General features: G+C 36.2%; 35 protein-coding genes. 34 read left to right on the top strand and 1 reads right to left on the bottom strand.

The genetic code is table 11. The annotated features are described in order from the left end of the window. Positions 1 to 9: 9 nt before the first annotated feature. The 9 genes from ACYQ0E_RS13360 (at position 10) to ACYQ0E_RS13400 (ending at position 5,712) form a co-directional block, all read left to right on the top strand. The gene (locus ACYQ0E_RS13360) at positions 10 to 546 is read left to right on the top strand and encodes a hypothetical protein (protein WP_460188760.1); all 537 of its coding nucleotides are present in this window, start codon (positions 10 to 12) and stop codon (positions 544 to 546) included. After that, entirely contained in the window at positions 543 to 932 is a 390-nt protein-coding gene (locus ACYQ0E_RS13365) for a hypothetical protein (protein ID WP_460188761.1), read from the top strand. Before ACYQ0E_RS13360 ends, ACYQ0E_RS13365 begins: the two co-directional genes overlap by 4 nt. 54 nt (positions 933 to 986) lie before the next feature. Continuing rightward, positions 987 to 1,217: a peptide chain release factor-like protein gene (locus ACYQ0E_RS13370; RefSeq protein ID WP_460188762.1), complete on the top strand. Its 231-nt coding sequence runs from the start codon at positions 987 to 989 to the stop codon at positions 1,215 to 1,217. A 121-nt stretch (positions 1,218 to 1,338) separates the two neighbouring features. Next, positions 1,339 to 1,527, top strand: coding sequence for a hypothetical protein (locus ACYQ0E_RS13375; protein ID WP_460188763.1), 189 nt, complete (start codon positions 1,339 to 1,341; stop codon positions 1,525 to 1,527). After that, on the top strand, positions 1,517 to 2,413 hold the full coding sequence (locus ACYQ0E_RS13380) for a DNA adenine methylase (RefSeq protein ID WP_460188764.1): 897 nt from the start codon (positions 1,517 to 1,519) through the stop codon (positions 2,411 to 2,413). The genes ACYQ0E_RS13375 and ACYQ0E_RS13380 overlap by 11 nt, the downstream gene beginning before the upstream one ends. Continuing rightward, on the top strand, positions 2,406 to 3,683 hold the full coding sequence (locus ACYQ0E_RS13385) for a type II restriction enzyme (RefSeq protein ID WP_460188765.1): 1,278 nt from the start codon (positions 2,406 to 2,408) through the stop codon (positions 3,681 to 3,683). Before ACYQ0E_RS13380 ends, ACYQ0E_RS13385 begins: the two co-directional genes overlap by 8 nt. After that, positions 3,667 to 5,013 (top strand): ISL3 family transposase, encoded by a 1,347-nt coding sequence (locus ACYQ0E_RS13390; RefSeq protein WP_460188766.1) that lies wholly within the window; start codon positions 3,667 to 3,669, stop codon positions 5,011 to 5,013. The genes ACYQ0E_RS13385 and ACYQ0E_RS13390 overlap by 17 nt, the downstream gene beginning before the upstream one ends. A gap of 93 nt (positions 5,014 to 5,106) precedes the next feature. Then, complete coding sequence (locus ACYQ0E_RS13395) at positions 5,107 to 5,481, top strand: hypothetical protein (RefSeq protein WP_460188767.1); 375 nt, start codon at positions 5,107 to 5,109, stop codon at positions 5,479 to 5,481. 3 nt (positions 5,482 to 5,484) lie between these two features. Beyond that, positions 5,485 to 5,712: a hypothetical protein gene (locus ACYQ0E_RS13400; protein ID WP_460188768.1), complete on the top strand. Its 228-nt coding sequence runs from the start codon at positions 5,485 to 5,487 to the stop codon at positions 5,710 to 5,712. Here ACYQ0E_RS13400 and ACYQ0E_RS13405 read toward each other — a convergent pair. Beyond that, positions 5,709 to 5,972 (bottom strand): hypothetical protein, encoded by a 264-nt coding sequence (locus ACYQ0E_RS13405; protein WP_460188769.1) that lies wholly within the window; start codon positions 5,970 to 5,972, stop codon positions 5,709 to 5,711. The two genes, ACYQ0E_RS13400 and ACYQ0E_RS13405, sit on opposite strands and share 4 nt — an antisense overlap. 224 nt (positions 5,973 to 6,196) lie before the next feature. Between ACYQ0E_RS13405 and ACYQ0E_RS13410 the strand changes: the two genes are divergently transcribed. The 25 genes from ACYQ0E_RS13410 to ACYQ0E_RS13530 all read left to right on the top strand — a co-directional run bounded on the left by ACYQ0E_RS13410 (position 6,197) and on the right by ACYQ0E_RS13530 (position 25,367). After that, a complete protein-coding gene (locus tag ACYQ0E_RS13410) occupies positions 6,197 to 7,852 on the top strand; it encodes a DUF4942 domain-containing protein (protein ID WP_460188770.1) in 1,656 nt (551 codons plus the stop codon). 37 nt (positions 7,853 to 7,889) lie between these two features. Beyond that, on the top strand, positions 7,890 to 8,819 hold the full coding sequence (locus ACYQ0E_RS13415; RefSeq protein ID WP_460188771.1) for a hypothetical protein: 930 nt from the start codon (positions 7,890 to 7,892) through the stop codon (positions 8,817 to 8,819). After that, entirely contained in the window at positions 8,820 to 9,140 is a 321-nt protein-coding gene (locus tag ACYQ0E_RS13420; RefSeq protein ID WP_460188772.1) for a hypothetical protein, read from the top strand. A gap of 148 nt (positions 9,141 to 9,288) precedes the next feature. Further along, on the top strand, positions 9,289 to 9,525 hold the full coding sequence (locus ACYQ0E_RS13425; RefSeq protein ID WP_460188773.1) for a hypothetical protein: 237 nt from the start codon (positions 9,289 to 9,291) through the stop codon (positions 9,523 to 9,525). Between the two features lie 43 nt (positions 9,526 to 9,568). Then, positions 9,569 to 10,024: a hypothetical protein gene (locus tag ACYQ0E_RS13430; protein WP_460188774.1), complete on the top strand. Its 456-nt coding sequence runs from the start codon at positions 9,569 to 9,571 to the stop codon at positions 10,022 to 10,024. 3 nt (positions 10,025 to 10,027) lie between these two features. Further along, positions 10,028 to 10,282 carry a hypothetical protein gene (locus tag ACYQ0E_RS13435; protein ID WP_460188775.1) on the top strand — a complete coding sequence of 85 codons (255 nt, stop codon included), beginning with the start codon at positions 10,028 to 10,030 and terminating at the stop codon, positions 10,280 to 10,282. 12 nt (positions 10,283 to 10,294) lie between these two features. Next, positions 10,295 to 10,840 (top strand): hypothetical protein, encoded by a 546-nt coding sequence (locus ACYQ0E_RS13440; RefSeq protein WP_460188776.1) that lies wholly within the window; start codon positions 10,295 to 10,297, stop codon positions 10,838 to 10,840. 14 nt (positions 10,841 to 10,854) lie between these two features. Beyond that, on the top strand, positions 10,855 to 12,807 hold the full coding sequence (locus tag ACYQ0E_RS13445; protein WP_460188777.1) for a DEAD/DEAH box helicase: 1,953 nt from the start codon (positions 10,855 to 10,857) through the stop codon (positions 12,805 to 12,807). Further along, positions 12,804 to 13,076, top strand: a complete 273-nt coding sequence (locus ACYQ0E_RS13450) for a hypothetical protein (protein ID WP_460188778.1) — start codon at positions 12,804 to 12,806, stop codon at positions 13,074 to 13,076. The genes ACYQ0E_RS13445 and ACYQ0E_RS13450 overlap by 4 nt, the downstream gene beginning before the upstream one ends. Further along, entirely contained in the window at positions 13,063 to 13,593 is a 531-nt protein-coding gene (locus ACYQ0E_RS13455; RefSeq protein ID WP_460188779.1) for a hypothetical protein, read from the top strand. Before ACYQ0E_RS13450 ends, ACYQ0E_RS13455 begins: the two co-directional genes overlap by 14 nt. Before the next feature lie 11 nt (positions 13,594 to 13,604). Beyond that, on the top strand, positions 13,605 to 13,958 hold the full coding sequence (locus ACYQ0E_RS13460; protein ID WP_460188780.1) for a hypothetical protein: 354 nt from the start codon (positions 13,605 to 13,607) through the stop codon (positions 13,956 to 13,958). Between the two features lie 55 nt (positions 13,959 to 14,013). Continuing rightward, positions 14,014 to 14,523, top strand: coding sequence for a hypothetical protein (locus tag ACYQ0E_RS13465; protein WP_460188781.1), 510 nt, complete (start codon positions 14,014 to 14,016; stop codon positions 14,521 to 14,523). An 806-nt stretch (positions 14,524 to 15,329) separates the two neighbouring features. After that, positions 15,330 to 16,547, top strand: a complete 1,218-nt coding sequence (locus tag ACYQ0E_RS13470) for a RepB family plasmid replication initiator protein (protein WP_460188782.1) — start codon at positions 15,330 to 15,332, stop codon at positions 16,545 to 16,547. A 161-nt stretch (positions 16,548 to 16,708) separates the two neighbouring features. Further along, positions 16,709 to 17,653 carry a coiled-coil domain-containing protein gene (locus tag ACYQ0E_RS13475; protein ID WP_460188783.1) on the top strand — a complete coding sequence of 315 codons (945 nt, stop codon included), beginning with the start codon at positions 16,709 to 16,711 and terminating at the stop codon, positions 17,651 to 17,653. Positions 17,654 to 18,040: 387 nt separating this feature from the next. Next, positions 18,041 to 18,343 carry a hypothetical protein gene (locus tag ACYQ0E_RS13480; RefSeq protein WP_460188784.1) on the top strand — a complete coding sequence of 101 codons (303 nt, stop codon included), beginning with the start codon at positions 18,041 to 18,043 and terminating at the stop codon, positions 18,341 to 18,343. Between the two features lie 122 nt (positions 18,344 to 18,465). After that, positions 18,466 to 18,825 (top strand): hypothetical protein, encoded by a 360-nt coding sequence (locus ACYQ0E_RS13485; protein ID WP_460188785.1) that lies wholly within the window; start codon positions 18,466 to 18,468, stop codon positions 18,823 to 18,825. 22 nt (positions 18,826 to 18,847) lie between these two features. Beyond that, positions 18,848 to 19,333: a hypothetical protein gene (locus ACYQ0E_RS13490; protein ID WP_460188786.1), complete on the top strand. Its 486-nt coding sequence runs from the start codon at positions 18,848 to 18,850 to the stop codon at positions 19,331 to 19,333. A gap of 475 nt (positions 19,334 to 19,808) precedes the next feature. Further along, a complete protein-coding gene (locus ACYQ0E_RS13495; RefSeq protein ID WP_460188787.1) occupies positions 19,809 to 20,066 on the top strand; it encodes a hypothetical protein in 258 nt (85 codons plus the stop codon). 86 nt (positions 20,067 to 20,152) lie between these two features. Next, a complete protein-coding gene (locus ACYQ0E_RS13500) occupies positions 20,153 to 21,238 on the top strand; it encodes a helix-turn-helix domain-containing protein (protein WP_460188788.1) in 1,086 nt (361 codons plus the stop codon). Next, entirely contained in the window at positions 21,235 to 21,471 is a 237-nt protein-coding gene (locus ACYQ0E_RS13505; protein ID WP_460188789.1) for a hypothetical protein, read from the top strand. Before ACYQ0E_RS13500 ends, ACYQ0E_RS13505 begins: the two co-directional genes overlap by 4 nt. A gap of 42 nt (positions 21,472 to 21,513) precedes the next feature. After that, positions 21,514 to 21,834 carry a DUF6283 family protein gene (locus ACYQ0E_RS13510; RefSeq protein ID WP_460188790.1) on the top strand — a complete coding sequence of 107 codons (321 nt, stop codon included), beginning with the start codon at positions 21,514 to 21,516 and terminating at the stop codon, positions 21,832 to 21,834. A gap of 164 nt (positions 21,835 to 21,998) precedes the next feature. Continuing rightward, complete coding sequence (locus ACYQ0E_RS13515; protein ID WP_460188791.1) at positions 21,999 to 23,033, top strand: recombinase RecT; 1,035 nt, start codon at positions 21,999 to 22,001, stop codon at positions 23,031 to 23,033. Between the two features lie 24 nt (positions 23,034 to 23,057). After that, positions 23,058 to 24,173, top strand: a complete 1,116-nt coding sequence (locus ACYQ0E_RS13520; RefSeq protein ID WP_460188792.1) for a YqaJ viral recombinase family protein — start codon at positions 23,058 to 23,060, stop codon at positions 24,171 to 24,173. 10 nt (positions 24,174 to 24,183) lie between these two features. After that, positions 24,184 to 24,873, top strand: coding sequence for a hypothetical protein (locus ACYQ0E_RS13525; RefSeq protein ID WP_460188793.1), 690 nt, complete (start codon positions 24,184 to 24,186; stop codon positions 24,871 to 24,873). Positions 24,874 to 24,878: 5 nt separating this feature from the next. Continuing rightward, entirely contained in the window at positions 24,879 to 25,367 is a 489-nt protein-coding gene (locus ACYQ0E_RS13530; RefSeq protein ID WP_460188794.1) for a hypothetical protein, read from the top strand. Positions 25,368 to 25,450: the final 83 nt, after the last annotated feature.

Here is a 25,450-nt window from a genome sequence, read left to right on the forward strand (position 1 = left end):
GGAGGGGTTATGACTATAATGATGACCCAAGATGAATACATTAACTCTTTTCAATCATATTCTTTACAAGAAGTTAAAGAAACGTTTACAGGACGCATTGTTGACGAGATAACCTCGATTCCTCAAATCAAAAACCGTCAACGTTCTATTTATATCTCTTCAAAAGAGGGCGTTATTTATGGATACGCTCATAAAAAAGAAGATGGGAGTTTTGGTGGAAGCATTGTGGCCACCAATAAAGACACTAGCATAGAGCGACCACGAACAACAGTGGGTGTTCTAACGGTTTACGTTTGGCTTTATTACAATCATTATCTACCGTTGTTCAATGCGGAACAACTCGTTAAGCCTGGACAAGTTTGGGAGCATGAAAATGGTAACTCTTATGAAGTTCTTTATTTAGCCAATACAGCTCATATCAATCTTAACAACCCTATAACGGTTGTTTACAAGACTTTAAATAAAAACCATCTTTGGACAAAGCCGCTTTCTAACTGGTATAAAAAAATGAACTTGGTATCACAACCTACTGTGGAGGTAGTATGATTTTTGATAAAAGCATGATTGGGAATACTGTATTTGCTTTGCCTACGGGCAATGCCCTTAGAAAGTATGGTAATAGTATCTTTAAGTTCGAGGTTGTTGCTGTAAAGCGTAAATATGTGGATTTAAAAGAAATATTTGAAGACGGAAGTGTATCTCCAACCACAACTGCATACTGCACTGAAACTGGAGCGACACAAAAAGCTATAAATTCTGGGTACGGTTCCAATTCGGGCTTAAAGTTTTTTAGAACAACAGAAGAACTTGAAGGTTATTTAACTCTTGTCGAGCTTAGAAGCATCTTAAAAACACAACTTAATGAGTTAAATATTGATGACTTAAAAGCTGAACAAATTAAAAGCCTAAACATTATTCTCAATGAGAGTTAATAGCTCAAAAAGAAATCAATAATAACCAGGCAAGCAGGTCGAAAAGGATTAGATATGATTATTGAAATAAACCCACAAGACATCACTGTTGAACTCTTCAGCTCTAAAAAAAGAGGAGCCTGGAGTGTAGAGAAAGACAAAGGCGTTCGGATCACACACTTGCCAAGCGGTATTCGTGTTGAGACTGAAGAATTTCGTTCGCAGCACCGCAACCGTGCAAAAGCAATGCTAATGCTGCAAGAAGCATTGGAAAATTTGGGTAAGCGCATTTTAGTGTTGATTTGACAATTTCAGGCTTAATGTTTATATGATATAAAATTGCATTTTGGTGTTGATTTGTTTTTCTAACTAAGTACAATAACTATAAATTAATTTAGCTTAAATTTGAACTGGCAAGAAGGTAAACATGGGTTCTGGAAGTCTAACAAATGATGCAACTTACACTATTGAATTATCAGGTTCAAAGACCATTCCCTATTATCAGTTGATTTCTGAAAAATTAGAGGTCATTGATATGATGTTTGATTCAATTGAGGATGCAAAACAATATGCTAAATCAAAGGGTCTATCTATAAAGGAAAGTCATGTTAGCTAGAAAAGAAATGGAAGATACCTCTCGAAAAAAAGCTAAGGCAAAAGTCCTAGATTTTAAAGAAAAACTACCAAAACCTTTCATTAAATGGGTCGGGGGAAAGCGTCAATTATTGCCTGAATTACATAAAAGACTACCAACTAAAGTTGATAGCTATTTTGAACCTTTCATCGGTGGTGGTGCTTTAATGTGGTCACTAGATAGATCTAAAATTCAGCGAATCGTCATAAATGACTACAACCCTGAATTAGCAAACTTATATCAAGTTGTTAAAGATTCACCAGATGCCCTATTAAAAAATCTGAGCAAGCACCGCAATACCGAAACCTATTACTACCAAATGCGAGAAATGGATAGGTTCGAGAGCTATTCACGTAGAACATCTATTACCAAGGCAAGTCGATTCATTTATCTAAACAAGACAGGTTTTAACGGTCTCTATCGCGTAAATTCAAGTGGTCAAAACAACGTTCCATTTGGACGATACTCAAACCCTTGCATTGTTGAAACAGACAATATCTATGCTTGCTCTTCTTTTTTACAAGGCGTTGAAATATTGAATGGTGACTTTGAACTAATTCGTCCAATGCTTGACGAAAATTCATTTGTGTATCTTGATCCTCCTTATGCACCGTTATCAGCTACATCGAGCTTTACAGGCTATACAGATAAAGGTTTTAACGATGATATGCAGTTAAGACTTAAAGAGTTTTGCGATTATATTAATAGTATTGGTGCAAAATTCATGCTCTCAAACTCATCCGCTCCGTTAATTTATGACCTATATAGTGACTATCAGATTGATGAAGTCTTGGCTAATCGTGCAGTAAATTGCAAAGCTAGTGGGCGTGGCAAAGTAACTGAATTGGTCATTAGAAATTATGGCTAAGAAAAAGAATCAGAATGACGTTGCTTGGGAAGCGCTTTTAAACGATATACCTATTGTGGACGAGGTAGATTCAAACGGTTTTTACGATATAGATTCCGCAACCATAAAAAAGTATCGTGAAGCACGTCTTATGTGCAAAATAGATTTTAAAGAGAACATCCCTTCCATCTTTAAAACTCACGATTTATCCGTTCTTTCTATTGTAAATAAACAGTATCGTATCGCAAGAACGAATCCGTTCCTTGATATTGATCAAAGGCTATTACTGTCAAAAACTGTCGATAAAACTTTTTCAATACCTTCCTACCTAGAAAGCCTTTCATCTGAGAATATTACCAGTGAATCTAAAGCACTTGATGCCGCTCAAGCATCTGGAATGCTGGATTACTTAACCAGCGATAAATCGTTCCTAACCGTTAGAGGTCGAGTTTATTCTCAAGGGTTTGAGTTTAATCTTACAAACACTACAAATACCGTTATTAATTACCCAATTCAAAGTGTTCAGCTAGAGGTTGATGGTGGTTACGAAGGAAGAAAGGGGTTGTCGTTAATAGAAGCCAAAATGGGCTTTTCAAATAACATGAATTTACGCCAACTTCTTTATCCGCAAATTAACTTTTCTACTCTCTTAACGAAACCTGTTAGAACCTACCTTTTCTTTTATGAAACGGGTGGCTTTTTTCACTTTATTCCATTTGTATATAACGGTAAAAATAGTCAATTTGACTATACAGAACACAAGTTATTTAAACTGACAACGCCTAGCAGAGTTCAGCCGAAAGAGCTTTTAAAAACTCCAGTTGATAATGACTTAACTGGATTTAACGCCCCATTTCCTCAAGCAGACAAGTTAAGTAAAATCATAGAGGTTTATCTAAAGCTAGGTGAGCTAGAATGTGCTACTAAAGAAGAGCTATTTTTTGATTTTGATTTAGTAACTAGGCAGTGGGATTATTATTTAAACGCTCTAATCTGGTTAGGCTTAGTACACAAAGACAATACGAATGAGTGTTTTGTATTGAGTGCTAAAGGCATCTCGTTATTTAGCTCACCTGAAAATGAGAGGGTTTACGAAATAGCAAAAATTGCTTTCTCAAATGATATTTTCAATGCTTTTCTATCAATAGATAACCCAACCATTAATCAACGTTTAAAAAACAGGAATGGGTTAACATCTGAGTCCACTTTTTTAAGAAGAATACAAACCGTAAAAAGTTGGAAAAAATATATATTTTCTCTGCTTGGATTGAACGATGCCCAGCATACTTAACCTCAATTCTTATCAAGTGCTTGGTGTTGAAGAAAATGAGCATGACTATCATATACAGGCTAAAACGGTTTTAAATCCGACTAATTGTCCCCATTGTAACGGCAATGACTTTGTTGGTTTCGGTCGAAAAGAACAGTTGGTTCGTGACTTGCCAATACATGGTAAGCGTGTAGGAATTTATGTCGATACAAAGCGTTTTAAATGTAAGTCATGTAAAAGAACTTTTTTGGAACGCTTGCCCGATGTAGATGAAAAAAGACAAATGACAAGCCGCCTATTGGCTTGGATGGGCAAGAAATCAATCAAAAACACCTTTGTGAGTATTGCCGAAGAGATAGGTGTTACTGAAAACACAGTCAAAGCCGTGTTTAATGACTATATCAACGAATTAGAGCGCACTGTACGCTTTGAAACGCCACAATGGATGGGTATTGATGAAATCTATCTAATCAAGCCTCGTGGAGTGATTACCAACATTCAAAATAACACCGTTGTTGAGATTCTTCACAACCGTAATAAAGAAACTGTTATTCAGTATTTATCTAACCTGCGAAATAAAGATTCCATTAAATACGTTGCAATGGATATGTGGAGACCGTACCGTGATGCTGTTGAGCAGGTGTTACCGAATGCTAGCATTTGTATCGATAAATTTCATGTGATCAGAATGGCGAATGAGGCGTTAGAAAAAGTTAGGAAATCTCTACGCTCTGAACTTGAACCCAAGCAAAGGCGCTACTTAAAGAATGACCGTTTAATTTTGCTAAAACGTAGGAAAGAATTGTCCGACAAAGAAGAGTTTTTAATATCAGGTTGGTTAAATAATTACCCACAATTGGCTTTGGCTTATGTTGCGAAAGAAACATTTTATGAGATTTACGAAGCAGATAATCTAATTGAAGCAAATAGACGCTATGCAGAATGGCTGACAATGATTAAGCCTGAGATTGCACCAGCTTTTTCTGATTTAATTAAAGCCTTTGAGAACTGGCAACCTTACATCTTGAATTACTTCACACACCGAATCACCAACGCTTATACAGAGTCGCTAAACAACCTTATTCGTGTAATGGATAGATTGGGGCGTGGTTACAGCTTTGAAGCCCTTAGAGCTAAGATTTTATTCTCAGAAGGCGTTCATAAGAATAAACTAAAAAGACCAAAGTTTGAAAAGAGAGCTAAGCAACAAGATAGTACGATGTATAAAATGTGCCTTGCTTCAGAAACTGTTTTTGATGACTTATTTGATAAATCTGAGGATGAAATTATTGGCAATTATGGTGCTGATATTTCGATCTTAGTCCAGAAGATTTTGAGCGATGAACTTTAGCCGAATCAACATAGTATAGAAGTTTTCAAAAACTTAAAATTTTGGGCTATCAACACCATAATGCGGATACCCGAAAATTTTAATGGAAAAGTAGTGCCAAACGTAGCGATTAAATATGAGTACGCTGAAGCGGCACTAAAGCGACTTAATGAATTAGGTTTTGAAACCAAGCAAGGTTCTTATGAAGAAGATGCTATGGCAGTTTCATCAGTGTTAGTGAACTATGAGCTAGACAAACCAATGCCATCATTTCAAGAAACGGATATTCTACGTCCTATGCAAAAGGTTATCACTCGATGCGGGAATACAGGTGTCGTAGTGAGAGTAGATAACGGGATACCAACTATTTTTCTTGATGAAAATTATGGTGGAATGTCTTATTTTGAATGCCAAGAAGACGGAAAATACCGTGATGATGGCGGAGAGCATTCACTCGACCTGATGAATTTTTCACTTATTTGGAATTAATGGATGAAATTCTCAGAAGAACAGCAGACAGAGCTTTTTAATTACATTGATGGCAACCAAATGCCTTCAGAAGAAACGATGGCCGAACTACTCGGAATTAACGAGGAAAATATCATTGAGGCAATGGTTGAGCTAGGTTATGAGCAATGCAGTGATTGCGGTTGTTGGGTAGAAGACTCTGATGGAGGTTTTGTTGATAATGATTTTGTATGCTCGGATTGCATCAATTAGACATTCTCTTTCTGGCTCTTCTTAAGAATTAAGATAGTGAATAACGAAACAATAAACACAACAGTCATTATAGACAGATACCATAGATAAGATTCTAGCGTCTTAGTTGTATCAAAAGAAGTGTTTAAAGGCATTAACCAAGCGTAAGCAACAGTAACAGCAACAGGAACCTCCTTTCCAGACAATCTTTTCGTTCTCGCTAGGAATAAAGAGCCTAAAGTAAACACCATATTTGTAATAAACCATAAAACCCAAAACATAATCACACATCCTTAATTAGTTATACATAAGAATATCATGCTCCCTATAAAATAACTACATTTTTATTGACTAATATATAAATTAGTATAATATATGTATAAAGAACAAACAAACCAAAACTGAGAGTGAGAAGCTACTTAACGCATTTCTTTGTAAACTGTCTTGCATCCTTAGTGTTATGGATATTGGTTTGTAAGTCTAAAACTCTTAAAGGGAGATTGATATGAGCGTATATTCACTGGTAAACAAGCTTAAAGAAGCAGACGAAGACCATGAATTCTATCCCACTACGATTGAAATAATCGAAGCGATGCACCGTGACCTAACCGTTCAATTTGATGGTGGTTACTCATTCCTAGATTGTGGTGCTGGTAACGGTAAAGTAATCACTGAACTAAGAAGTCTTGGTGAGAAACATAAACCTACTTTCGGTCAAGCTGTTGAACCTGCTAAATGCTATGCCATCGAGAAGTCATCTATTCTTCTGGAAAGTTTACCTAAAGACGTTTTTATTGTAGGAACTGATTATTGGCAAAGCCAATTAATAGACAAAAATATTGACGTTCTGTTCACAAATCCTCCATATAAACAAGCAAGAGAGTGGGTGTACAAAGCCATACGTGAAGCGAATGCAAAACACCTCTATTTTGTAATACCGCAAAGAATTAAATCTGACCCTAGCATTCAAGAAGCTATTGATGCCAGACAAGGGAATGCTCACGTTGTTGGAACCTTTGACTTTATTGATAGTGAAGACCGTAAAGCGAGAGCTAAAGTTGATTTAATCCGTATTGACCTTACGTATTCTGGATACAGCTCAAACAGTAAGGTTGACCCGTTTGATTTATGGTTTGATGAATCTTTCAAAAAACCACAGCCAGAAAAAGGGGTGGCTTCTGAAGGAGATTCTCAAGAAGAGACTGAAAGCTCAAAGAATGAATTGATTCAGGCAATAGGCCTGGTTGAAGCACTGGAGCAGCTATACCAACAAGAACTTCAGTCTCTTTTAAGTAATTATGAAAAAATCCAAAGCCTTGATGCCTTTATTTTTGAAGAATTAAACATCGACTTAAAGAGCGTTAAAGAATCTCTAAAGCTGAAGATCAGTTCATTAAAAAGCCAGTATTGGCGAGAATTATTTTCTAATCTGGATAAAGTCACCAGCCGCTTGACGCATAATAGTCGTGAAACAATTATGGGTAAGCTATTCTCTAATATGCACGTTGATTTCTCGGTCTCAAATGCACACGCCATTATGGGATGGGTAATTCGCAATGCGAATACTTACTACGATATTCAGTTAAAAGAAGTCTTCACAAAGCTTATGGAACAAGCTAATGTAATTACCTTCAAATCAAACAAACGTGTGTTTAGCGATAACGAGTGGCGTTATCACCGTAAGCCAGAAAATCTAACTCATGTTAAATTAGATTTAAGAATTGTACTTGAATGTGCGGGTGGTCTTGATATTTACGGAAGCTATGATGCTGTGAATGGGTTGCAAAAAAGAGCGGCTACCGCCTTTAATGACATTGTGACCATAGCAAATAATTTAGGGTTTACCTCAACAGATAAAGCCAGTGACTTTGACTGGAGTGAAAAAGGGGCGAAAAACTTTATATTTCAAAGCCTGAAGACAGGCAAACAAGAAGTTCTTATGTCTGTAAAAGCCTTTAAAAATGGCAATTGTCATATTAAATTTAACCAGGCCTTTATATTCGCATTGAACGTAGAAATGGCAAGATTGTGCCACTGGGTTCAGAATGCCGCTGAAGCAGCAAATGAACTAGAAATTCCTATTGAGATTGCAGAGCAACACTTCAATACTAATTTCTATTTAAGCGGATCAGTAACCAATGAATTATTACTGGCATCTTAACGACACCACAAAACGAATCCGATAAAGAGGTGAATACATGAATAATATAACCGAATCACAATCTCATAAAACAATTCCATTTCAATTTCGCATTCCTGATAGCTTACGGAGCTTTGTAAATCAAAAATTCCCAAAAAACGCTTCAAAAGGAATTAGTGAGATTATAGACGCAGAGAGAATTCGTGTAGAAACTGGGGTGAAACGCCTAGAAATGCTAAAAAATGCTAGAGAGACTCTCGATGAAATCAAATTGCTTGAGAAATCTGGCGGTACTATAAGCAACCTGTACTATGATTTTCTGTTCAATTTAATTAGTTATGCAAACTTTCACAAGGAAGAATGTGATTACTTCGAGATTAAACACGCTGTAAGACTTTTTATAGAGCCAGTTGATTTAATTCTGCAAGACATTAAACGCTCAATGCCAAACATTCAAGAGATTGATTATCTTGATTATCTTCTTGATAAGATTTCAAATAAAGAGTTCAAATCAGCTTCATCAATAAATACTCTGGTAGAGCTTGTAAATAGACTATTCAGAACTTTGCTTCAGTACAAAATGGTCGATAATTACCTTCGTATTGGATTAAACAGATTTATTAGTGTTATAGAACCACTTCCTGAGAAGACTTATAGCTTAAAGAATAACAAGGGAGTGCCTATTGTATATGGTTCTTCCACCGCACCTTTATTGACATCTGTTGCGATGATCGAGTCTTTAGGCACGGAACCTTCTTCAAAAGAAATTCTTCTTATAAAAAAGGCGGTAATTGGTTTTGATTCTCCAGAGAATTTTATTGAATATATTATTTCTAGTTATTTAGACTCTTTACAAGAGAAAAAATCTGTTCAAGATTACAAATGGATAATAGAAGATGAAAAGGGGAATCGCTGTTCGGTTCATTTTGATATAACAGGTGATAAATCCTTTAAAATGAGTCGCTTAATTAATCAAACGGTTACATAGATGAAACACTTAAAAAATACACTCTTAGTAATACCTGTTTTCCTGTTCGCCATGAGTGCTGAAGCGGGTCAAACTATCGTAGTTAAGTACCAGGCCATATCCTGTCCTGACAGTATGAAAACTATGCGATTCACGAGAACCAATGTTATCAGGCCTGGTTACAACTGTGTCATCATTCCCGCAGGAACAGAAGTGGAGTACATCGGTGAAAAAGAATTAGTATTAAGCGAAGACACGCTTTCTAAAATAACGCTTGATACAGTCGAATACGGGATTTATGAAGGGTATGTTGATAATAGGTTTCTCTCCGAAAAAGAATGATTTGAGAAGTTAAATACATCGCTAAATCTAAAAGCCGATTAATTTCGGTTTTTTTGTTTTTTTTAATTGACTTAAATATAAATCTGTATATAATAGTTAATTAAAGATTACAAACAATATTAACAATACTAATTATTAGGTGATTCTTATGTGCAACGTATTAGACTTTGAAGTATTGGAAGCCAATACCGCTCAAGATATTCAAAAACTCGTAAAAGATAAGATAAGTAACGGTTGGGAATTACATGGTGGCCTTTTGTGTGTACCTATCTCATCAAAATCACCGTATGTAAACGGCAAAGAAAAATATATCCGTAATCGTTACTCTCAAGCGATGATTCTCACAAAATCCAATGCCAAAATTAAAAATTTCTTAGCCGAATAACAGGGCGTACTCGATTACGTCCACAATAAAAAAGGAAAATAAAATGTCTAAAAATAAATTCTTTGTAGTAACTGAAGAATCAGGTGTAAGTTCTTTAACACTGGATACCGATACGGATAACGTCCAAAAACTAAATCAGCTTAATGACATTAGCCACATCAACCCCGTTCTGAATGAACCTGACGCAATAGGAGCAGCACTATACATTCTTAGTGAGACTCAAATCCCTGTATTACTTGTTGTTCAAAGCGTACATGACGATATTGATTACATCACGGTTTACCCTTCGCTTTACTTCGCATTAAAAGCATTAATTTCAGAATTTGAAAGCACCGCTACCAGTTACGGACTTGAAGATTGTGAGATTGAGAGAATTGTAGATTCAATTGAAAAGCGTGGCTTTAAGACCGTTGAAGAATACAACTCAAGCGAGATTTCTCAAATCGTATGGGATACAGGTTGCCACCTGTCTTTACAAGCTTTATCAGTGGGAGATTAGTTAATGCAAATTTCTCAAGGCGTAGAACGCCAACCTTTCCTTTCTGGCCAGTGGATTTCTCTAGTTGAGATACAGCCACCAGTTTCATACGACTACTCTGAAGATGAAGATGTGGCAATGTCATCACTGCTCACATTCAAAATTGGAGAGAGTGTTTTTGAAGGTTATTACTGTTCTGATTCGGAAATGGGTTGGGTGGCCAATGAAGATAATACCGTAGCTTCTTATGACATTGATGCTATTGAGTATCGCAGATAAGGACTGAAAACGATGAATAAAATTGATGAAAAAATCATTGAAAAAGCTAAAAAGTTACTCCTGTTGGCAGAACAAGGTGTCGGTGGCGAAAAAGTAAATGCTGAAAAATTCCTACACCGACTTTTAGCCAAGCATGGCATTAAAATCTCAGACCTTAACGACACTAAAACTGAAGAATTTCGAATTAAAATCAAAGGTAAAAAGTTACACACTAAATTATTGGCACAAATCTGTTATTCAGTTAACCCCGATGTAGCTCTCTTCAGCACTCGCGGAAATAGAAGTGCATTTGTTATCGAAAGCACCAAGTCTGATTTTATTGAAATTGAGCTGAAATATACAATTTACGCTAAAGCTTTTGATGAACAATTAAGCACTTTATCCAATGATTTCTATCTGGCCTTTATTCAGAAAAACAAAATATTTCCCACTAAGAAAAAAGAAAGTGACAAAGTTGCAACCAGGCCTAGTGAGGCAGAACGAGAAAAGATGCAACGGGTCATGTCTCTAGCAGATGGAATTGAGGTTACTCCAGTGAATAAAGCGATTGAAAGTTAAGAAAGGCATACGCTATGACTGACAAATTTAAACCAGGCCGATTAAAGTCATTAGGAATTGAATCTGAGAAGCAGGTAGCTCTTTACTTGCCTGACTCTTATCTTGACCTAAGAAATGTCATAAAAACGCACAGTGAAGCTCACAATGCGTCCATGAGTGGTTATGAGATAGTTATTCAAGGCGTGTTGAACAATGAGCCTGTTATAAATTACGCACCTGGCAAGCAACCTCGATTAGAAATCAACCTTGCTTTAAGCGGTGGCGGCACGATTGGCTTTTCTGTATTTGATACCGACAAGGCCTTAAAAACCTTAATTGAATCTCTTAATGAGCAAACCGCACAACCAATTACCGTTTCGGGTATTCCGCTCTTGATGGGAAGTAAATTAAAACTAAACAAGGCAGAAATTGTACCAAGTCAATTTGCTGGACGGATACTGCCTGTGTACAAAGGAAAAACAAAGATTGTTAAGCCTGAAACAGTTAGAAACTTAGTCTTAGCGAGATTATCTAGTTCAATTCCTTTAGCTACCGAACACCTGAAGAAACTTCTGGTTGGAGCGGATGTTTCAAAAATCGTAGATATTTCTAAGCTTGAAATGATTTTAAATGAAGTCCATCTACCTACCTCAATGAAACACGCTGACCGTGCAAATGAAGTTTTGAACTTGATTGCCGCCAAGGTATCTCAAAACAAAATCATGAGCCACTATCGTCCAGATGACAATTGGGAGGTCTCATCAAGAATTAATATTTCTTCACGCTGGCCACAAATCGCTCAACTGGTAGATTTTGAGCTTACGGGTGAACAGGTAGGTGTCATTCAGGATATTGCAAATAGTTTAAATAAAGCCGTTCCAATGAGAGGAATGCTTCAAGGCGATGTCGGTTCAGGAAAAACCGTGTGCTTCAGTATTCCCGCTATTTCAGCGGCTTTAGAAGGCAAGAATGTCGCACTATTAATTCCAAATTCTTCATTGGCTTACCAGGTGTACAACGAAGTTTGCCAATGGATTCCAAAAGAGTCTGGATTAGAACCGATTTTCATTAGCGGCAGCTCGAAAAAGGGTGTCGGAGAAAGCACTTCCTCTTCTGGGAAGTTGTTTATTGGTACGACAGCTTTATTGTTTAGAGAGTTAGGAAAAATAGATTTTTTCATTATTGATGAGCAGCAAAAGTTCTCAAACGAACAAAGAAGACAACTTGTATCTGAAGGTACTCATTTACTAGAAGCATCAGCCACTCCAATACCTCGTTCGGTTGCACTGGTTAAGTACGGTGCAATGCAGGTCTGGAGACTAAACACCAATCACACTAAGAAAGATATTGATTCAAAACTATTTACGGATCGCCAGTCTGGGAAGGAGATTATCAGATTAGTTAATCACACACTCTCGGTAGGAAATCAGGGAATTATTGTTTATTCCCTAAAAGAAGAGTCTGAAGCTGAAGGGATGTCGGATTTAATGTCTGCGGAACAGGCCTACGAAAAGTGGAACAAGATGTATCCAGGCCTGGTAAGACTGGTTCATTCAAAAATGAGTGAGGACGATAAGAATGCCGCTTTGAATGACATGAAAGAGGAAAGAGCCAAGCTTTTAATCTCAACAACCGTTATTGAGGTCGGTGTAACGATACCTGGCGTGATGTTGTTAGCGGTTATAAATGCAGAAAGATTTGGCCTTACAACGCTTCATCAGCTTCGGGGCAGATTAGCCCGTCACGGAAATAAAAATGGTCAACGTGGTGAATTCCTTATGTTAACCAAAGAAAACCCCTCTATGAAGACCATAGAGCGTTTAAATGTAATGTTAGAAACTAATGATGGTTATGTTATTGCTGAAAAAGATGTTCGACTTAGAGGATTTGGTGATTTGCATTTAGAGTCAGAGTCTCAGAGTGGAGCTGATAACTCGGTATTCATTGGTAGAAAAATTGATATTGACTTAATGGAGGCTGTTTTATGAGCCATATTTATAACAGTGGACGAATAGCAAGAATAAATCTTGAGGTTATTAAAAAAGCTCTCGGCAAGAAGCGTATGTCGGTCATTGAAGAACTAGAGCTAGAGCCTGATGGTGTAGAAATTCTTCTTTATGAAGGCTATGTCGGTGACAACGAAGCCAGTCTAACAGTTATTGAGATTTCCGATTGTGATAACCAGGCAAACTTACTTCAGATTGCAAGGGATTTTGTAGATACAGCGTTAACTAGAGGTAAAGATGGCTTTAAATGAATTATCTCAACAAGAGATACGAAACAGAATTAATGGCCAGACAGCAGAGGAACTATATTCCCCTAACGACTTGGACTTATTGCCTAGCGAGGCAGAGGTGCTTCAGCGTTATTTAAACGCACGTCCTGAATATTTGTTTGTAGATATGCCAGAAGACTATTGGGTTGGTGATGAATTGGCTGCACTTAAACGTCATGGCTTTAGGTTGGGAACTATTTCGCCTTTTAAAGACCTTTTTTACAATTGTTCTGAATTACTGCTGAGAGATAAAAAACCATCTGTACCAGAGTTTACTTCTGAAGAAATCTCTCTCATTAAGAATGCTTCTAGCTTTACCGTCACAAAAAAGATGCTGATCCAAATCTGTGTTCGACATGGGATTAGTCGTTTCAAGAATAATGGGAGCCACAGTTTTGTCAGTATGGAATGTGCCAAAATGCCGATGGCTAATGGATTGGTTAATAAATTAATCGAATTAGGTCTTGCTACGAGTGATGATTTAATTTTTAAACAATGAAGAGGTTACGAATGACGTTAAAGAAAGTGCTGCATGAATGGCGGCTTGATATGGAATTTAATAAAAGAAACGGCCAACTTACCAAAGAAGGGGAATTGGGTTTAGAGGCTTTTGTTAAAGCGGATAATTCGGATGTGTATTCTTTGAGTAACAATGAGCTTGAGGCTATTGTTGAGATCGCAAATTTAATCTTACTAGGAGAAAAACGAACTAAAAATGAAATTATAGCTTCTTTGCTAGAACAAGGGGTTCCAGCTTTAAAAGTACCAGGCCTGGTAGAGCAGACGCTTAACCTACGTAAAGAGGCAAAATTAATTGTAAAGGCTTTAAATTCAATGTTAATGGAGAGAAAAAATGGAAAATAAAAAAGACTTCTTCTTTGGAGAGTTGCTGGGTGTGAATGCTACTGGAAATCTCAGTATGAATATTGATTCTTTTAAATCAGTAACTCAAAATGTTCCTAGTAGCCACGTTGTTTCGCATATAGAGCGTGTTCTAAAAGAATGTGAATCTAGCTTTGATATATCAACATCTGCAAGTTATGATGATTTGGGTGGCATTTTAACCGCAATTGGTTCTGAAAATATTAGCAAGCTTAAAATCTATACGGTTCCTGAAAGTGGTGTTGTTAAATACACTTATTGGATTGATATTGTTCTAGTAAACGGTGTTGTTAGAGTGAAAGGAAATTGGACTGATTATAAAGACATTCGCTTTGATGAGATTGTTTGGCATTTATTATTACCAATATACCAAAATGGTCTAAATAGTCGTACATCAGTAAATACGGAAGGTCTTCAGTTAGACAATCTAAGTGATGATTATGGTTCGGTGATAAAATCATTTATGGAAAAAGCGAGTGGTACTGAATATCTACTGCCAAGAGCGGATGGTCTTATTCAGTCTATTAGCAAAGAGCTGAAGGTTTAATATTCAGGTGTTCGCTATTGTTATTATTAGTTTTTAATATAAAGAACAACAACAATAATAATAGCGTTTGCAAAATCCTTTACCTTTCAAGTGACAAGTTCTTATATATCAATAAGATAAGCATCTCAATGGTAAAGGATTTTGCACGAAAAGTAAGGGATTTTGCACGAATAGTAAAGGATTTTGCACGAATAGTAAAGGATTTTGCAATTCTGGGTTACAAAATCCTTTACTTTTCTCCCCAATAGTAAAGGATTTTGCAATTTTCGATAATCTGTATTTTACAAAATCCTTTACCTTTCATCTGCAAAATCCTTTACCTTTCTACAAAATCCTTTACTTTTCATCTGCAAAATCCTTTACCTTTCTACAAAATCCTTTACTTTTCTCTGCAAAATCCTTTACCTTTCTACAAAATCCTTTACTTTTCGTAGCGGTTTTTATGGTGAAACAGCGATTTTATTTCTACGTAAATTCATTATTGAGTTCTATACAGGTTAACTTTTAAAGTCCTTTCGAGCTTTTATCGGCTAAATTCAAGAAATCAACAACTTACAATCGTGTATTAAATAGAAAAGTAAAGGATTTTGCAGAAAAACGATATTTTATGTAGAAAAAGTAAAGGATTTTGTAGGCTGTTTTGTGGTTAAGGCGGAGAAAAGTAAAGGATTTTGTAGAAAAACGATATTTTATGTAGAAAAAGTAAAGGATTTTGCAGTTTTAATAAGAAAAGATAAAATGTATATTTACTTTTTACCATTCGTAAGTCTATACTTCTTATTCACTTAATTTAAAGAGATGTTTTTATGTCAAGCAATAGTAGCGACCATCAATTCTCCTTTGACCTTCCTGAGTTTGATGATTCAAATTATTCTGTTAAGAGTGATGCCCTGGCCTTGGCTGCATTAGGTAGTAAAGTAAAAGCTGTTCACAAGAGAACGTTTGAAGGGTTGTTAAGTAAGATTAAAAGCATTGATTTAGATGATTTTATAAAAAACGATAAACCATTATGGGTAACTCTTAGTGAGAATGAGTACCGAGCGATGTTCCCAAGAGACTCTAAAGTGCCTGAAATTTTTAAGAGTGCCGCACAATATTATTCAAAAAACACAACTGTTGAAGTATGGGAGAGTGGTAATTACGATGAAGAGCCAACTTATGTCAATGTTGTAGATACTGCAAGGATTCGAGAAAATGGTGACTTGCAGATTCTTTTCACTAGAGGTGTTATGCCTCATTTGAGCGAAGTGAAAGAAAGAGCGTTAATAATGGATATTAGGCAGTTTTCAAAATTGTCTAGCAAGTATGCTCAAAAGCTTTTTGAGATATTTTCAGACCTGATCGCCAAAGATATTGTTTCTACCAGGATAGAAATAGTTGGACTAAGAAAAATATTATCGGTTCCTGTTAGTTATAACAATAATCGTTTCATGAAGCTTTTGCTAGATGTCGCTATTGAAGAGATTCTTGAAAAGACAAAATTAGTTATTGAGTACACTCCAGCTAAAGGGAGGGTTGGGAAGGCTTTTCAGTATATTGATTTTATTGTAACGGTTAACGATTCTGACAACAGTAATGATATTGATGAAATTTCATTAGATTTAGATTTAGAAATTAGACCGCAAAACCTTTATGGTGAATTAGGTATTACAGATAAGCAATTTAATACAATTGTTAAAATGCGTGAAGATAAAAAGAAACCAATATATCAAGAATCTCTTAATGAATATTTTAAGATATTAAAAACGATTTCTGAAGACCCTAAAACGAAATCTTTTGATGAGATTCTCGGAATCATCATTATGCAAGGATATGTCACTCGTCTTGAGAAAAGTTGGTTTATTGATGAGAGTAAAGTCGATAATACTCAACCCCCTTTAGATAAGACTAGCCAAGAAAAACCTAAAACTACTTTAGATAAAACAGCCTCTCCACCACCAGAAGACGAGCAATTTAAAGGGGTTAGAACGCCTAAAGACTTACTTGCCAATGTAAAAACAAGATTTACCCCTGAAGACAATTAATTATTTGTCTTTTAATGGACTGATAGAGTAAAGCCAGGTACGAAAAATATCTACCTGGCTTTTTTGTGTCTGGCTGGGTAACGGGGAACAGGTGTTACCAATAAATAAGTGTTAATAAGAATTATTTTTGGTAAACTTACTAAAACTTTCTGGGGATCACTATGAGCAATACTAAAGATTTAACGTATGAAAAAGTCGCTTCTGCGGCAGAGGATATGATTAAAAGCGGCATAGAGCCAAGCGTAAGAAAAATTCGTGCCGTGACGGGTGGAAAAACAGAGTCGATTGCCGAATACTTGAAAAACTTTAAAGACAAACGTGACCAAGAGCTTCTTTTGTTGAGTAATGAATTTGGTAGTAGTGAGATTGCAAAATTACTCGCTAGTGAAATACATACTTTAGTGGCCAAACGGACTGAACACCTGACGGAGAAATCTGGCAGCCTTAATACACAGGTAGAAGAATTAATTGAACTTCTCAACGAGAAAGAAAATGATATTCAAGAGCGTCAAGAAGAGTTGGAAGCAAAAATGGCAACTATGTCCAGAGAGGCAGATGACAAAATTAAGGCTGCACTGGAGCAAACTAAAAAAGCAGAGCTTTCTCTAAAACAAACTCTTAGTGAGATTGAAAAGATTAAACAAGAGGCGGATGTGAAGGTTAGTGCAGCAGAGCAGCGTTCACAGACATTAGTTAATGAGGCTGATAAACGAGTCCAGCAAGCAGAGCAAGAATTAATCACGCTAAGAGGGCGTGTTAATGAATTATCTATTGACCAGGCGAAGCGTGAAATGGAGCAAGATGAGTTAAAATCCACCAGACAGCAGCTTGAGTCGCTGAGACTTGAATTAGCCACTCAAAATTCTAGCATCTCTCGCTACGAAGCTATTGTCCAATCAAATGACAAAGATATTGCTCGTTTGGAATCTGATAATAAAGAGCTTAAAGGAACCGTTAAAGAAATTCCGCAAATACAAGCTCAACTTATCGAAAGCCAGAGACATAATAACGCTTTAAATAAAGAGCTGAATAAAACGAATACTGAATTAAGTGCAGCGATCCAGAAAGTCGCTGAATTTTCTCAACAAGAGAAAAATAATAAATAAATTAGGAAAACATAAAAATAAATTAAGTTTTTCATTAAAAAGTGTAGAAAACCCACCGCTCAAAACGCTTGAAATTAGGTAAATTAATACTCTAAACAAACCCTTTATTTGGAGAGTATTAATGAGACTAACCCCCTTGTACGCAGAAATATTTGAAGTAGTCACTATCTTAAACCAAAAAAACAAAACTCCTGTTACGCCAGACATTGTAGTTAAGAATGTCAAGTTAACTAAGCACTCATCACGAGTTAGGCTTGGCTTGGAATGGTTGACCAAAAAAGGTCTATTATGCTCATCGGGAGCCTGTTACACACTGCAAAAAAATATAGTTGACTTATAGTGCAATTAATATACAATTATTGTTAATAACTCATAGGAGCGTTTGTTTTGGAAATTTTGCATAATGAAGACCAGCTAAAAGCAGCGTATTTTAATAAATGCCGCCAATCACAACGCTTCTTGATGGGTGTGAAAAACAGTCAAGATAAATCCATGAAGTCTTACTGTTTAATAGGATTTGCAAATGGCACTCAATTGCAAGGCGAAATTCAGCCTATTAACTTTGCCGACCCATTTTGGTGGCCAGCTATTGCGACATTCACAGATGCAGTCCTAGCAGGAGAATTAAAACGAAAAATAGAGTCTCTTAACTGTGTTTATGATGACATTATCTATTCTTCAATACAGTAAATAAATAAGAATTTTTTTTGTTTTATTATTGATTAATACGTTAATTTGTATATAATAGATTACAGAAACAAAGAAACTTACTAAACAGGGCTAACGCTCTACAACTCAAAAAGGATTACATGATGAAGCTACCAATTAACAAATCTCAAATAACTTTGACTCACGCTCCAGTATTAGACTTAATGGATGTACTAGAAGAGAGTATTGTAAAGACAAATGAAACCCCTTATTTATTTACTATACGTACCAATTATGGGGGGTATGAAGAAGAATCTGTGTATCTTATGTACACTAATAACCCTGAAAAAACGGGTAAAGAACTCGCACAAGAAGAGCGTGATTCCAATGAAGATGATTGGGATGAAAGTGTCAAGGGTTATTGGTTTGATGGAAACATGGTTAGACATATAAAAACAAAAAAAATTTCCCATGCCGAAGCGAAAATATGGCTTTTGGCCAAAGCTATTGAGAACCAATACTAACCAATTAAATCAGGGAATTAACATGACTACACAAACTAAACTTAATTACTCTTTTGAAGAGCGTATAGATAGTGATAACTTTAGACTTAATGTTACCGTAAACGATGAACTAAAAGGTTCTGGAACGTACAATATCGTTGGAAATATTGTTTGGATTGATAGCGAGTTTGAAGAGCTTTTGATAGAGAACAATATTGATACAGAGCTTGTTGCTGAAACCATCGAAAACCGAAAATCTGAATTTTACGAAAACACCATAAGCAAGCCGAACATTCTCACTACGAGAAAAGTAGCTTATGTCCAGCTTAAACAAGTCAGTCTTGCGGATTTTGCTGAATTTTGCTCATGTAAAGATAAGGTTAATCTTGACCCGAATGGTAGCAGTATTCACCTAACAGACTTGGGTGGTGATTTACTGCCTAGATTGGTTAAGGCTAAACACATAACACAAGAGCAAGTTATCGACATTGTAGAACAAGACATCTCCATGCTAATTTTTGAGTTTTAGAGATATGGAATCTCAAGAGGATTGGGTTTCAGTGGATTCAAGCTTTATTCAGGAAGTATCGCTATGCGTTCAAGCTAGAATCATTGCCTTTCGCATGAATGGTGAAGAGATATTTATTGAAGTTAGCAACCCTCGGATCAACATCGAAAGCCTGTTCCATTCCTTTTTGGCCAGTGAGTCTAAAGGACGGTTTTTCAATAAGGTCTTTCGGGGCAATAAACGACTTTCTTAATGGGAGACAGTAATGACAGGTTTTAAATCAAAAAACGAGTTCAGAAAATTCATGCTTAAACAGGGGTTGCAGTGCGATGTTAGCTATGACAGCCAGTTTCAAAGATATACAGCTAATAGCTTGAAATCAACCAGAATACAGGATGTTGACTACCTAGTAGAAAAATTGCCACAAATGTCTATTAGAAGACGTGACGTTAAGCTTATTTATTAAAAGAACCTACTTGCCAGAAAAGGGAGTTTTATGATTCAGGCGTTTAACAGCTATATTGTTGAGTTTAATTTAATCAAAGTGCTTGAAATTTTAGGTGCGGTGCTAGGTGCGACAGGGGCATTGATTATGTCGTTTGCTCCAGAGATTGCACTGATAGCCTGGTCTTTATGGTTATTAAGTACAATATGCCTTGGAGCATTTGCTTATAAAGCACGGTTACCATTTTTGTTTATGCTCCAAATTGTATTTTTTGTTATCAATTTAACAGGTGTTTACAATAATATTTAGCCTTAAAGTACGCACACTTACCAGGGCTTCTTTTTACCCGTTTATTGACTTATAATATAAAAGGTATAAATTAAAAGCGAAACGATATGAATATTACAGACAGAATTAAAGAGCTTCACTCTGAAGCGGCTAAAATCCATCAAGAAGGTGTTAAGGGGTATTCCCGAATAAAGACAGCTAGGCTTCTTGGGTTGAGCCAATTAATTCAGTTTGATAAGCAAAAAACACTTCGCTTGGATGTTGGGTGCTGGATGTTAGGTCAACTGAATGAAAAGCAGATTAAAAAACAAGACGAGTTTGTTAATACTTATGTTTTGCCTGTGCCGTTGCCTGGTGAAGTGAAGGATAAAGGTCTTTTAGAAGAGGTTCTTAGTGAGAGTCGTATAACTGATGCGTTCAAACCCGTTATTATTGAAATTCTTTATGAAGGCAAGGGTGTTAATGAAGTAGGTCTTTCTGGTGTAAAGAAACAAAATCTCATGAAGATTTTAGAAACAACCAAGGCAGCACTATTGCAGAAAATGGGGAAGAATTATCCTGCATCCGCATTTATCCAGCCACTTGAAGGTAAATTGAAATGTATGAGTCCTTGGTTCTTTATTCAGTTCATTACGCAGTCATCGGGAGATAAAATAAATCGTATAGCAAAGACTGAGTTGTTTTTAGATGCAAATGAAATAGCGACAGTTCATTTAGCCACAATCATGCCTAGAGAAAAGCTCGCTATTTATGAGAGTGCCGTATGCGAAATGCTGAGTCATATTGAGAGGTTTAGGCATGAGTATGATGTTCTCATTAAAAAGATGGCTCCGCTGCTTATTGAAAGCTCTACACCGATGAAGCCTCCATTATGGATTAGTTTCTTTGACCATGATTCAAGAGCAAGAACACCAGGCCTGGTAGATTTGACGACTGTTTACAATAAAGCCAGAATTCTATCAGACCTGAGTGCGGATCAGATTCGTGAAAAATTAAAAGAAGTTTATGGCGAAAATAGTCGAGTTCGTATAAATCAGTTTGGAGAAACAAAACGAGTTATGGATAAAACTGGATTATCCCTATCTGAAATCCATAAGAAGTTGGGTTTTAAAAGCGATGTAGCATTGTTTTATCGTTCATTTAAAAAATGGGAGAAAGATTCTTCTTATACGGAATATTGGAGGCAAATGTGAATAAGCAAGACCAATCATTTTTGGGTTTTATACCTGAAAACTCTAACGAAGGAGTTTTGATGCGTGAAGGTATTCAAGCGTTGTACCGAGAGCGTAATTTAGCGTTCAATGTGGCAAATTCGTTGGCAACATTAAAAGGAAGTCCTTTTCCTAAAAGAAGTGACTTTGAATTGCCAGATATAGAGAAGATTATTCGTAGGCTTGATATGGAGATTATGCCTAATCCTTTATAGCGGTTCAAATTACGAAATATCTAAATAACAAGGTGTTTACTAATGGGTTTTAAACTAAAAAAAGCCTGTCAAAACTGTCCTTTTAGAAAAGATGTCAATATGCAGCTTAGACCAGAAAGGGCGAGAGAAATCGCATCAGGAGTGATTCACGAAAACAAAACGTTTACTTGTCATAAAACGCTTAGTGATGACAAGATAAAAGAACAACAGTGTGTTGGTGCGTTATTGGCCGTAGAAAAAGCAGGAACTCCCAATCAAATGTTTCAAATAGTAGAACGATTGGGATTGTACAATTCAAGTAGTATTAATCGGGATGTAGAAGTTTTTGGAAGTGTATCTGAAATGGAAGCTCATTACGCTTAAATAAAGATATAAACTCTTACTGAGAGCTTGAATTAATAAAAAGACAGTCAATTAAAAAAGGGCTGTTTTTTTAGTTTTATCTATTGACTAATATATAAATCTGTATATAATATGTAATCAAGGACACGGGGAAATTATCCTCAATATTGATAAAGGAGAAAATCATGTCTAATAATCAAGTAGCTGTTGTAAACCAAGTTTTAACTGCCGAACAACAAGGCATTCGTGCCGCATTACCTACACATATTAAACCTGAAAAGTTTATGCAAATTTGTGCAACTGCCGCAATGGTAAATCCTGATTTACAAGCTTGCACACACAGCTCTCTAGCAAAGTCATTCATTCAATCTGCTAAAGATGGATTAATACCTGACGGCAAAGAAGCGGCTATTGTTATCTACAATAAAAAACAAGGTAACGTATGGATTAAAGAGGCTCAATATCAGCCTATGGTTGACGGTATTCTTAAACGCTTACGTCAATCTGGTGAGGTTCCCTACATTACTGCAAAACCTGTTTATGAGGGTGATGAATTCGATTACTACATGGATATGGAAGGAGAGAAGCTACATTATCGCCCACGCTTTCAAGACAATAAAGATGAGAATATTAAGTTATTTTTTGCAATGGCCAAACTACGCACGGGAGAAGCTATTGTTGAAGTAATGACTAAAGATGAAGTTGATAACATCATGTTTTCATCTAAGTCTGCAATTGATAAAGACGGAAAACTTAATCCTTATTCAGTTTGGGCTAAATTTTACAGTCGTATGGGGTTAAAAACAGTTATTCACCGAATTGCAAAACGTTTACCAAACTCTAGTGAAGTTATGGAAATGATTGAGCGTGATATTCAGCTAAAAGAAATGAAAAACGGTGTTTATGCAGAAGATAAATCTGACAATCAAACCGAAACCCAAAATGTCCAAACTATCAGTAAAGAAGATGCAGAACAACTAAGAAAAATGGTAATGACAAGCGGAAGCAATGAGCAACAAATGTTCTCATTTATTTCTTCTAAGTCTGGTCGTATCGTTAATTCTTATAAAGAGTTAGATCAAACTCAATACCAAACACTATTACAGTTAATTGAAAAAAAGATTGCTGATAATGTGGTCAAACAGCGTGAAGCGGATATGGCCAATCAAGAAGCTATGCAAGGCGAGTTAATGCCATCTGAACACCAGGCTCAAGCATAAATAATTCGGTATAGGAGAAGAGAAATGGAAGCTGTAAATCTAATTCAAGGTTCACCTGAATGGTTGGAATTTCGCAAAAATCATTATCCTGCATCGGAAGCCCCATCAATGATGGGTACGGGTAAGTTTGTTCCAAAAACTCCTGAAGACCTTGCTCTTGTACGTATGGGTCTTAAAGAGATGGAAATCAGTGAATATCAGCAAAAGATTTTTGATGATGGCCATGAGACTGAAGAGAATGCTCGCCCTCTAGCTGAAATGATTATTGGTGAATCATTGGCAAACATGACTTGCAGAAAAGATTTTTCAGAACTTGCACTAGGCCTATCCGCTTCTCTGGATGGTGTTAACTTCGGTGGTGATATTGTATTTGAGCATAAAATCTGGAATGCAAGCATTGCTGAAAGCATTAAAAAAGGACAGTTATCACCATATTACACTTGGCAGTTAGAACAACAGTTGCTTGTGTCGGGTGCAAAAAAAGCATTGTTCGTTACATCTGATTCTTTCAAAATTTCTCTTGAAGACTTTGAAAGTCGAAAAGACAGTTTAGCTATGTATAGTGATGTTCAAACCGAACCAGATGGTACAGAGTTTCGTTATGCGGCTAATGATTTTGCATACATTGAATATGAAGCACAGCCTGGTAAAGCTGAAGAATTGATTCAAGGATGGATGAGATTTGAGGAGATTATGGCGGAAGTTTTCGCAGAAGATGAGTCTTGGGTAGAAATTGCAGAAAACTTTCTACACATCAATCAAGAGATAAAAACTCTCAATGCGAAGAAAAAAGACTTAGAAAATCGTCTAAAACCATATAAAACATCGCTAATTGATACTGTAAAAAGTTCTGGAACAACGAAAATGATAGGTGCGGGTGTTGAGGTTGTTCAAATGGTTCGTAAAGGTGGTATTGATGAAAAACTACTTGAGCAATTTTTAACACCAGAACAAATCGAGCAATGCCGAAAATCGGAATCTGTTTCTTGGCAGGTAAAAGAGTCAAAAATCAAACCGACTTCAGAACAAATTGCAAAAGCCAATGAAGTTAAAAAGAAATCTGGTGACAAGCCAAGCATTTCTATTTCAGCTATTCCGCCAAGTCCAAACGTGGCTAATGCTGGTAACTTCGCTTTTTAAGGAGTAAAAAGTGAGCTGCACAAATACATTTGAGCAAATTTTAGATAAAACAATTGAAGATTCTAATAGAAAAAACCCTGATTGGCTTCATCAAGAAATAGACTGGGAATCTTTTACTATCAAGGCCTGTGCTTCAGTAATTGATAATATTGAGTATAACTGGTTTGACACAACAACAGTCAATGAGGATGAGGCTAGGGAAGATTTCATGTTTATTATAATTATGCTCTTATTGAAATGTTATCAAGATGAATTTATAGAATCTCGTAAAGAAGATATTAGCCTAGTAAGTGCGAGATTTTCTCAAAAATTCTTACTAGGTTTTTTCCATCAAAAAACTAAATCAGAACTTCCTCATTCTCATTGGGTTAAGCAGCTCGGACTAGGTTCTTTATCAAAAAATACAGCTCTTTTAATCTCATCTATTGGGTCATTATCATCTTCATTAAATCTTTCTCTTTGCGAGATTAAAAAAATGTTTTTTACAGCCATCTACTTTGCAGAATACATAGACTGCCCCTTCAGTGCTTGTCATGAGCATAATCTCTCTGAGATTGAAGGTAAAAATGAGTTTGAATGGTTTCAAGAGATTATCGAGAAAATTTTAATTGATGAGCCTGAATTGGATCACCATCAGCTTGAAGTCACAAGTCGAATAATTATGAATAAGGTTTATGACAAACTGAACAAGAAAGTATAACCAATATGGCTTTAACGCTCGCACAGGCTAAAAAATCTCTTGGTGAGAAAGCTTTTAAACAAATTCAAAAGCAAATCAAATCTACCAGGCCTGGTAAGAATACGGCAGCAGCTAATCTAAAAAAAATAAATCCTGCTGAAGAGGCGTTGTACGTTCTTTTAAAAGAAGTCTTTGAGCCTGAATATCCTATCGAGAGAGAAGTCTGCTTATGTAAGTCCGTAGACCGTCTATGGCGTTCAGATTTCGTAATTGAATCATTAAAAGTTTCAATTGAGCTGGATGGCTGGGAATCGCATGGAAAATTACATAATTTTAAAAACGACAGGGATAAGGATTTTGAGATTCTCATGCAAGGATATGAACGTATTCGTATTTACGCTTCCCAAGCGTTGAAATCACCAGGCCTGGTAAAAGAAAAGTTGGAAAGGGTGAAACCTGTGTTAATCAAAAGGGTAGGCGGAATAAATCATGAATCTGAAAAAATTTGCTCTTGAAGCAACCGTTTCTCTTCTGGCGTGTGTATTAGCTATTATTGGATTAAGTCATTTTTTGATGTGAGCTTTGGCTTTCTTTGTCC

The sequence above is a fragment of the Thiomicrorhabdus hydrogeniphila genome (genome assembly GCF_054656895.1).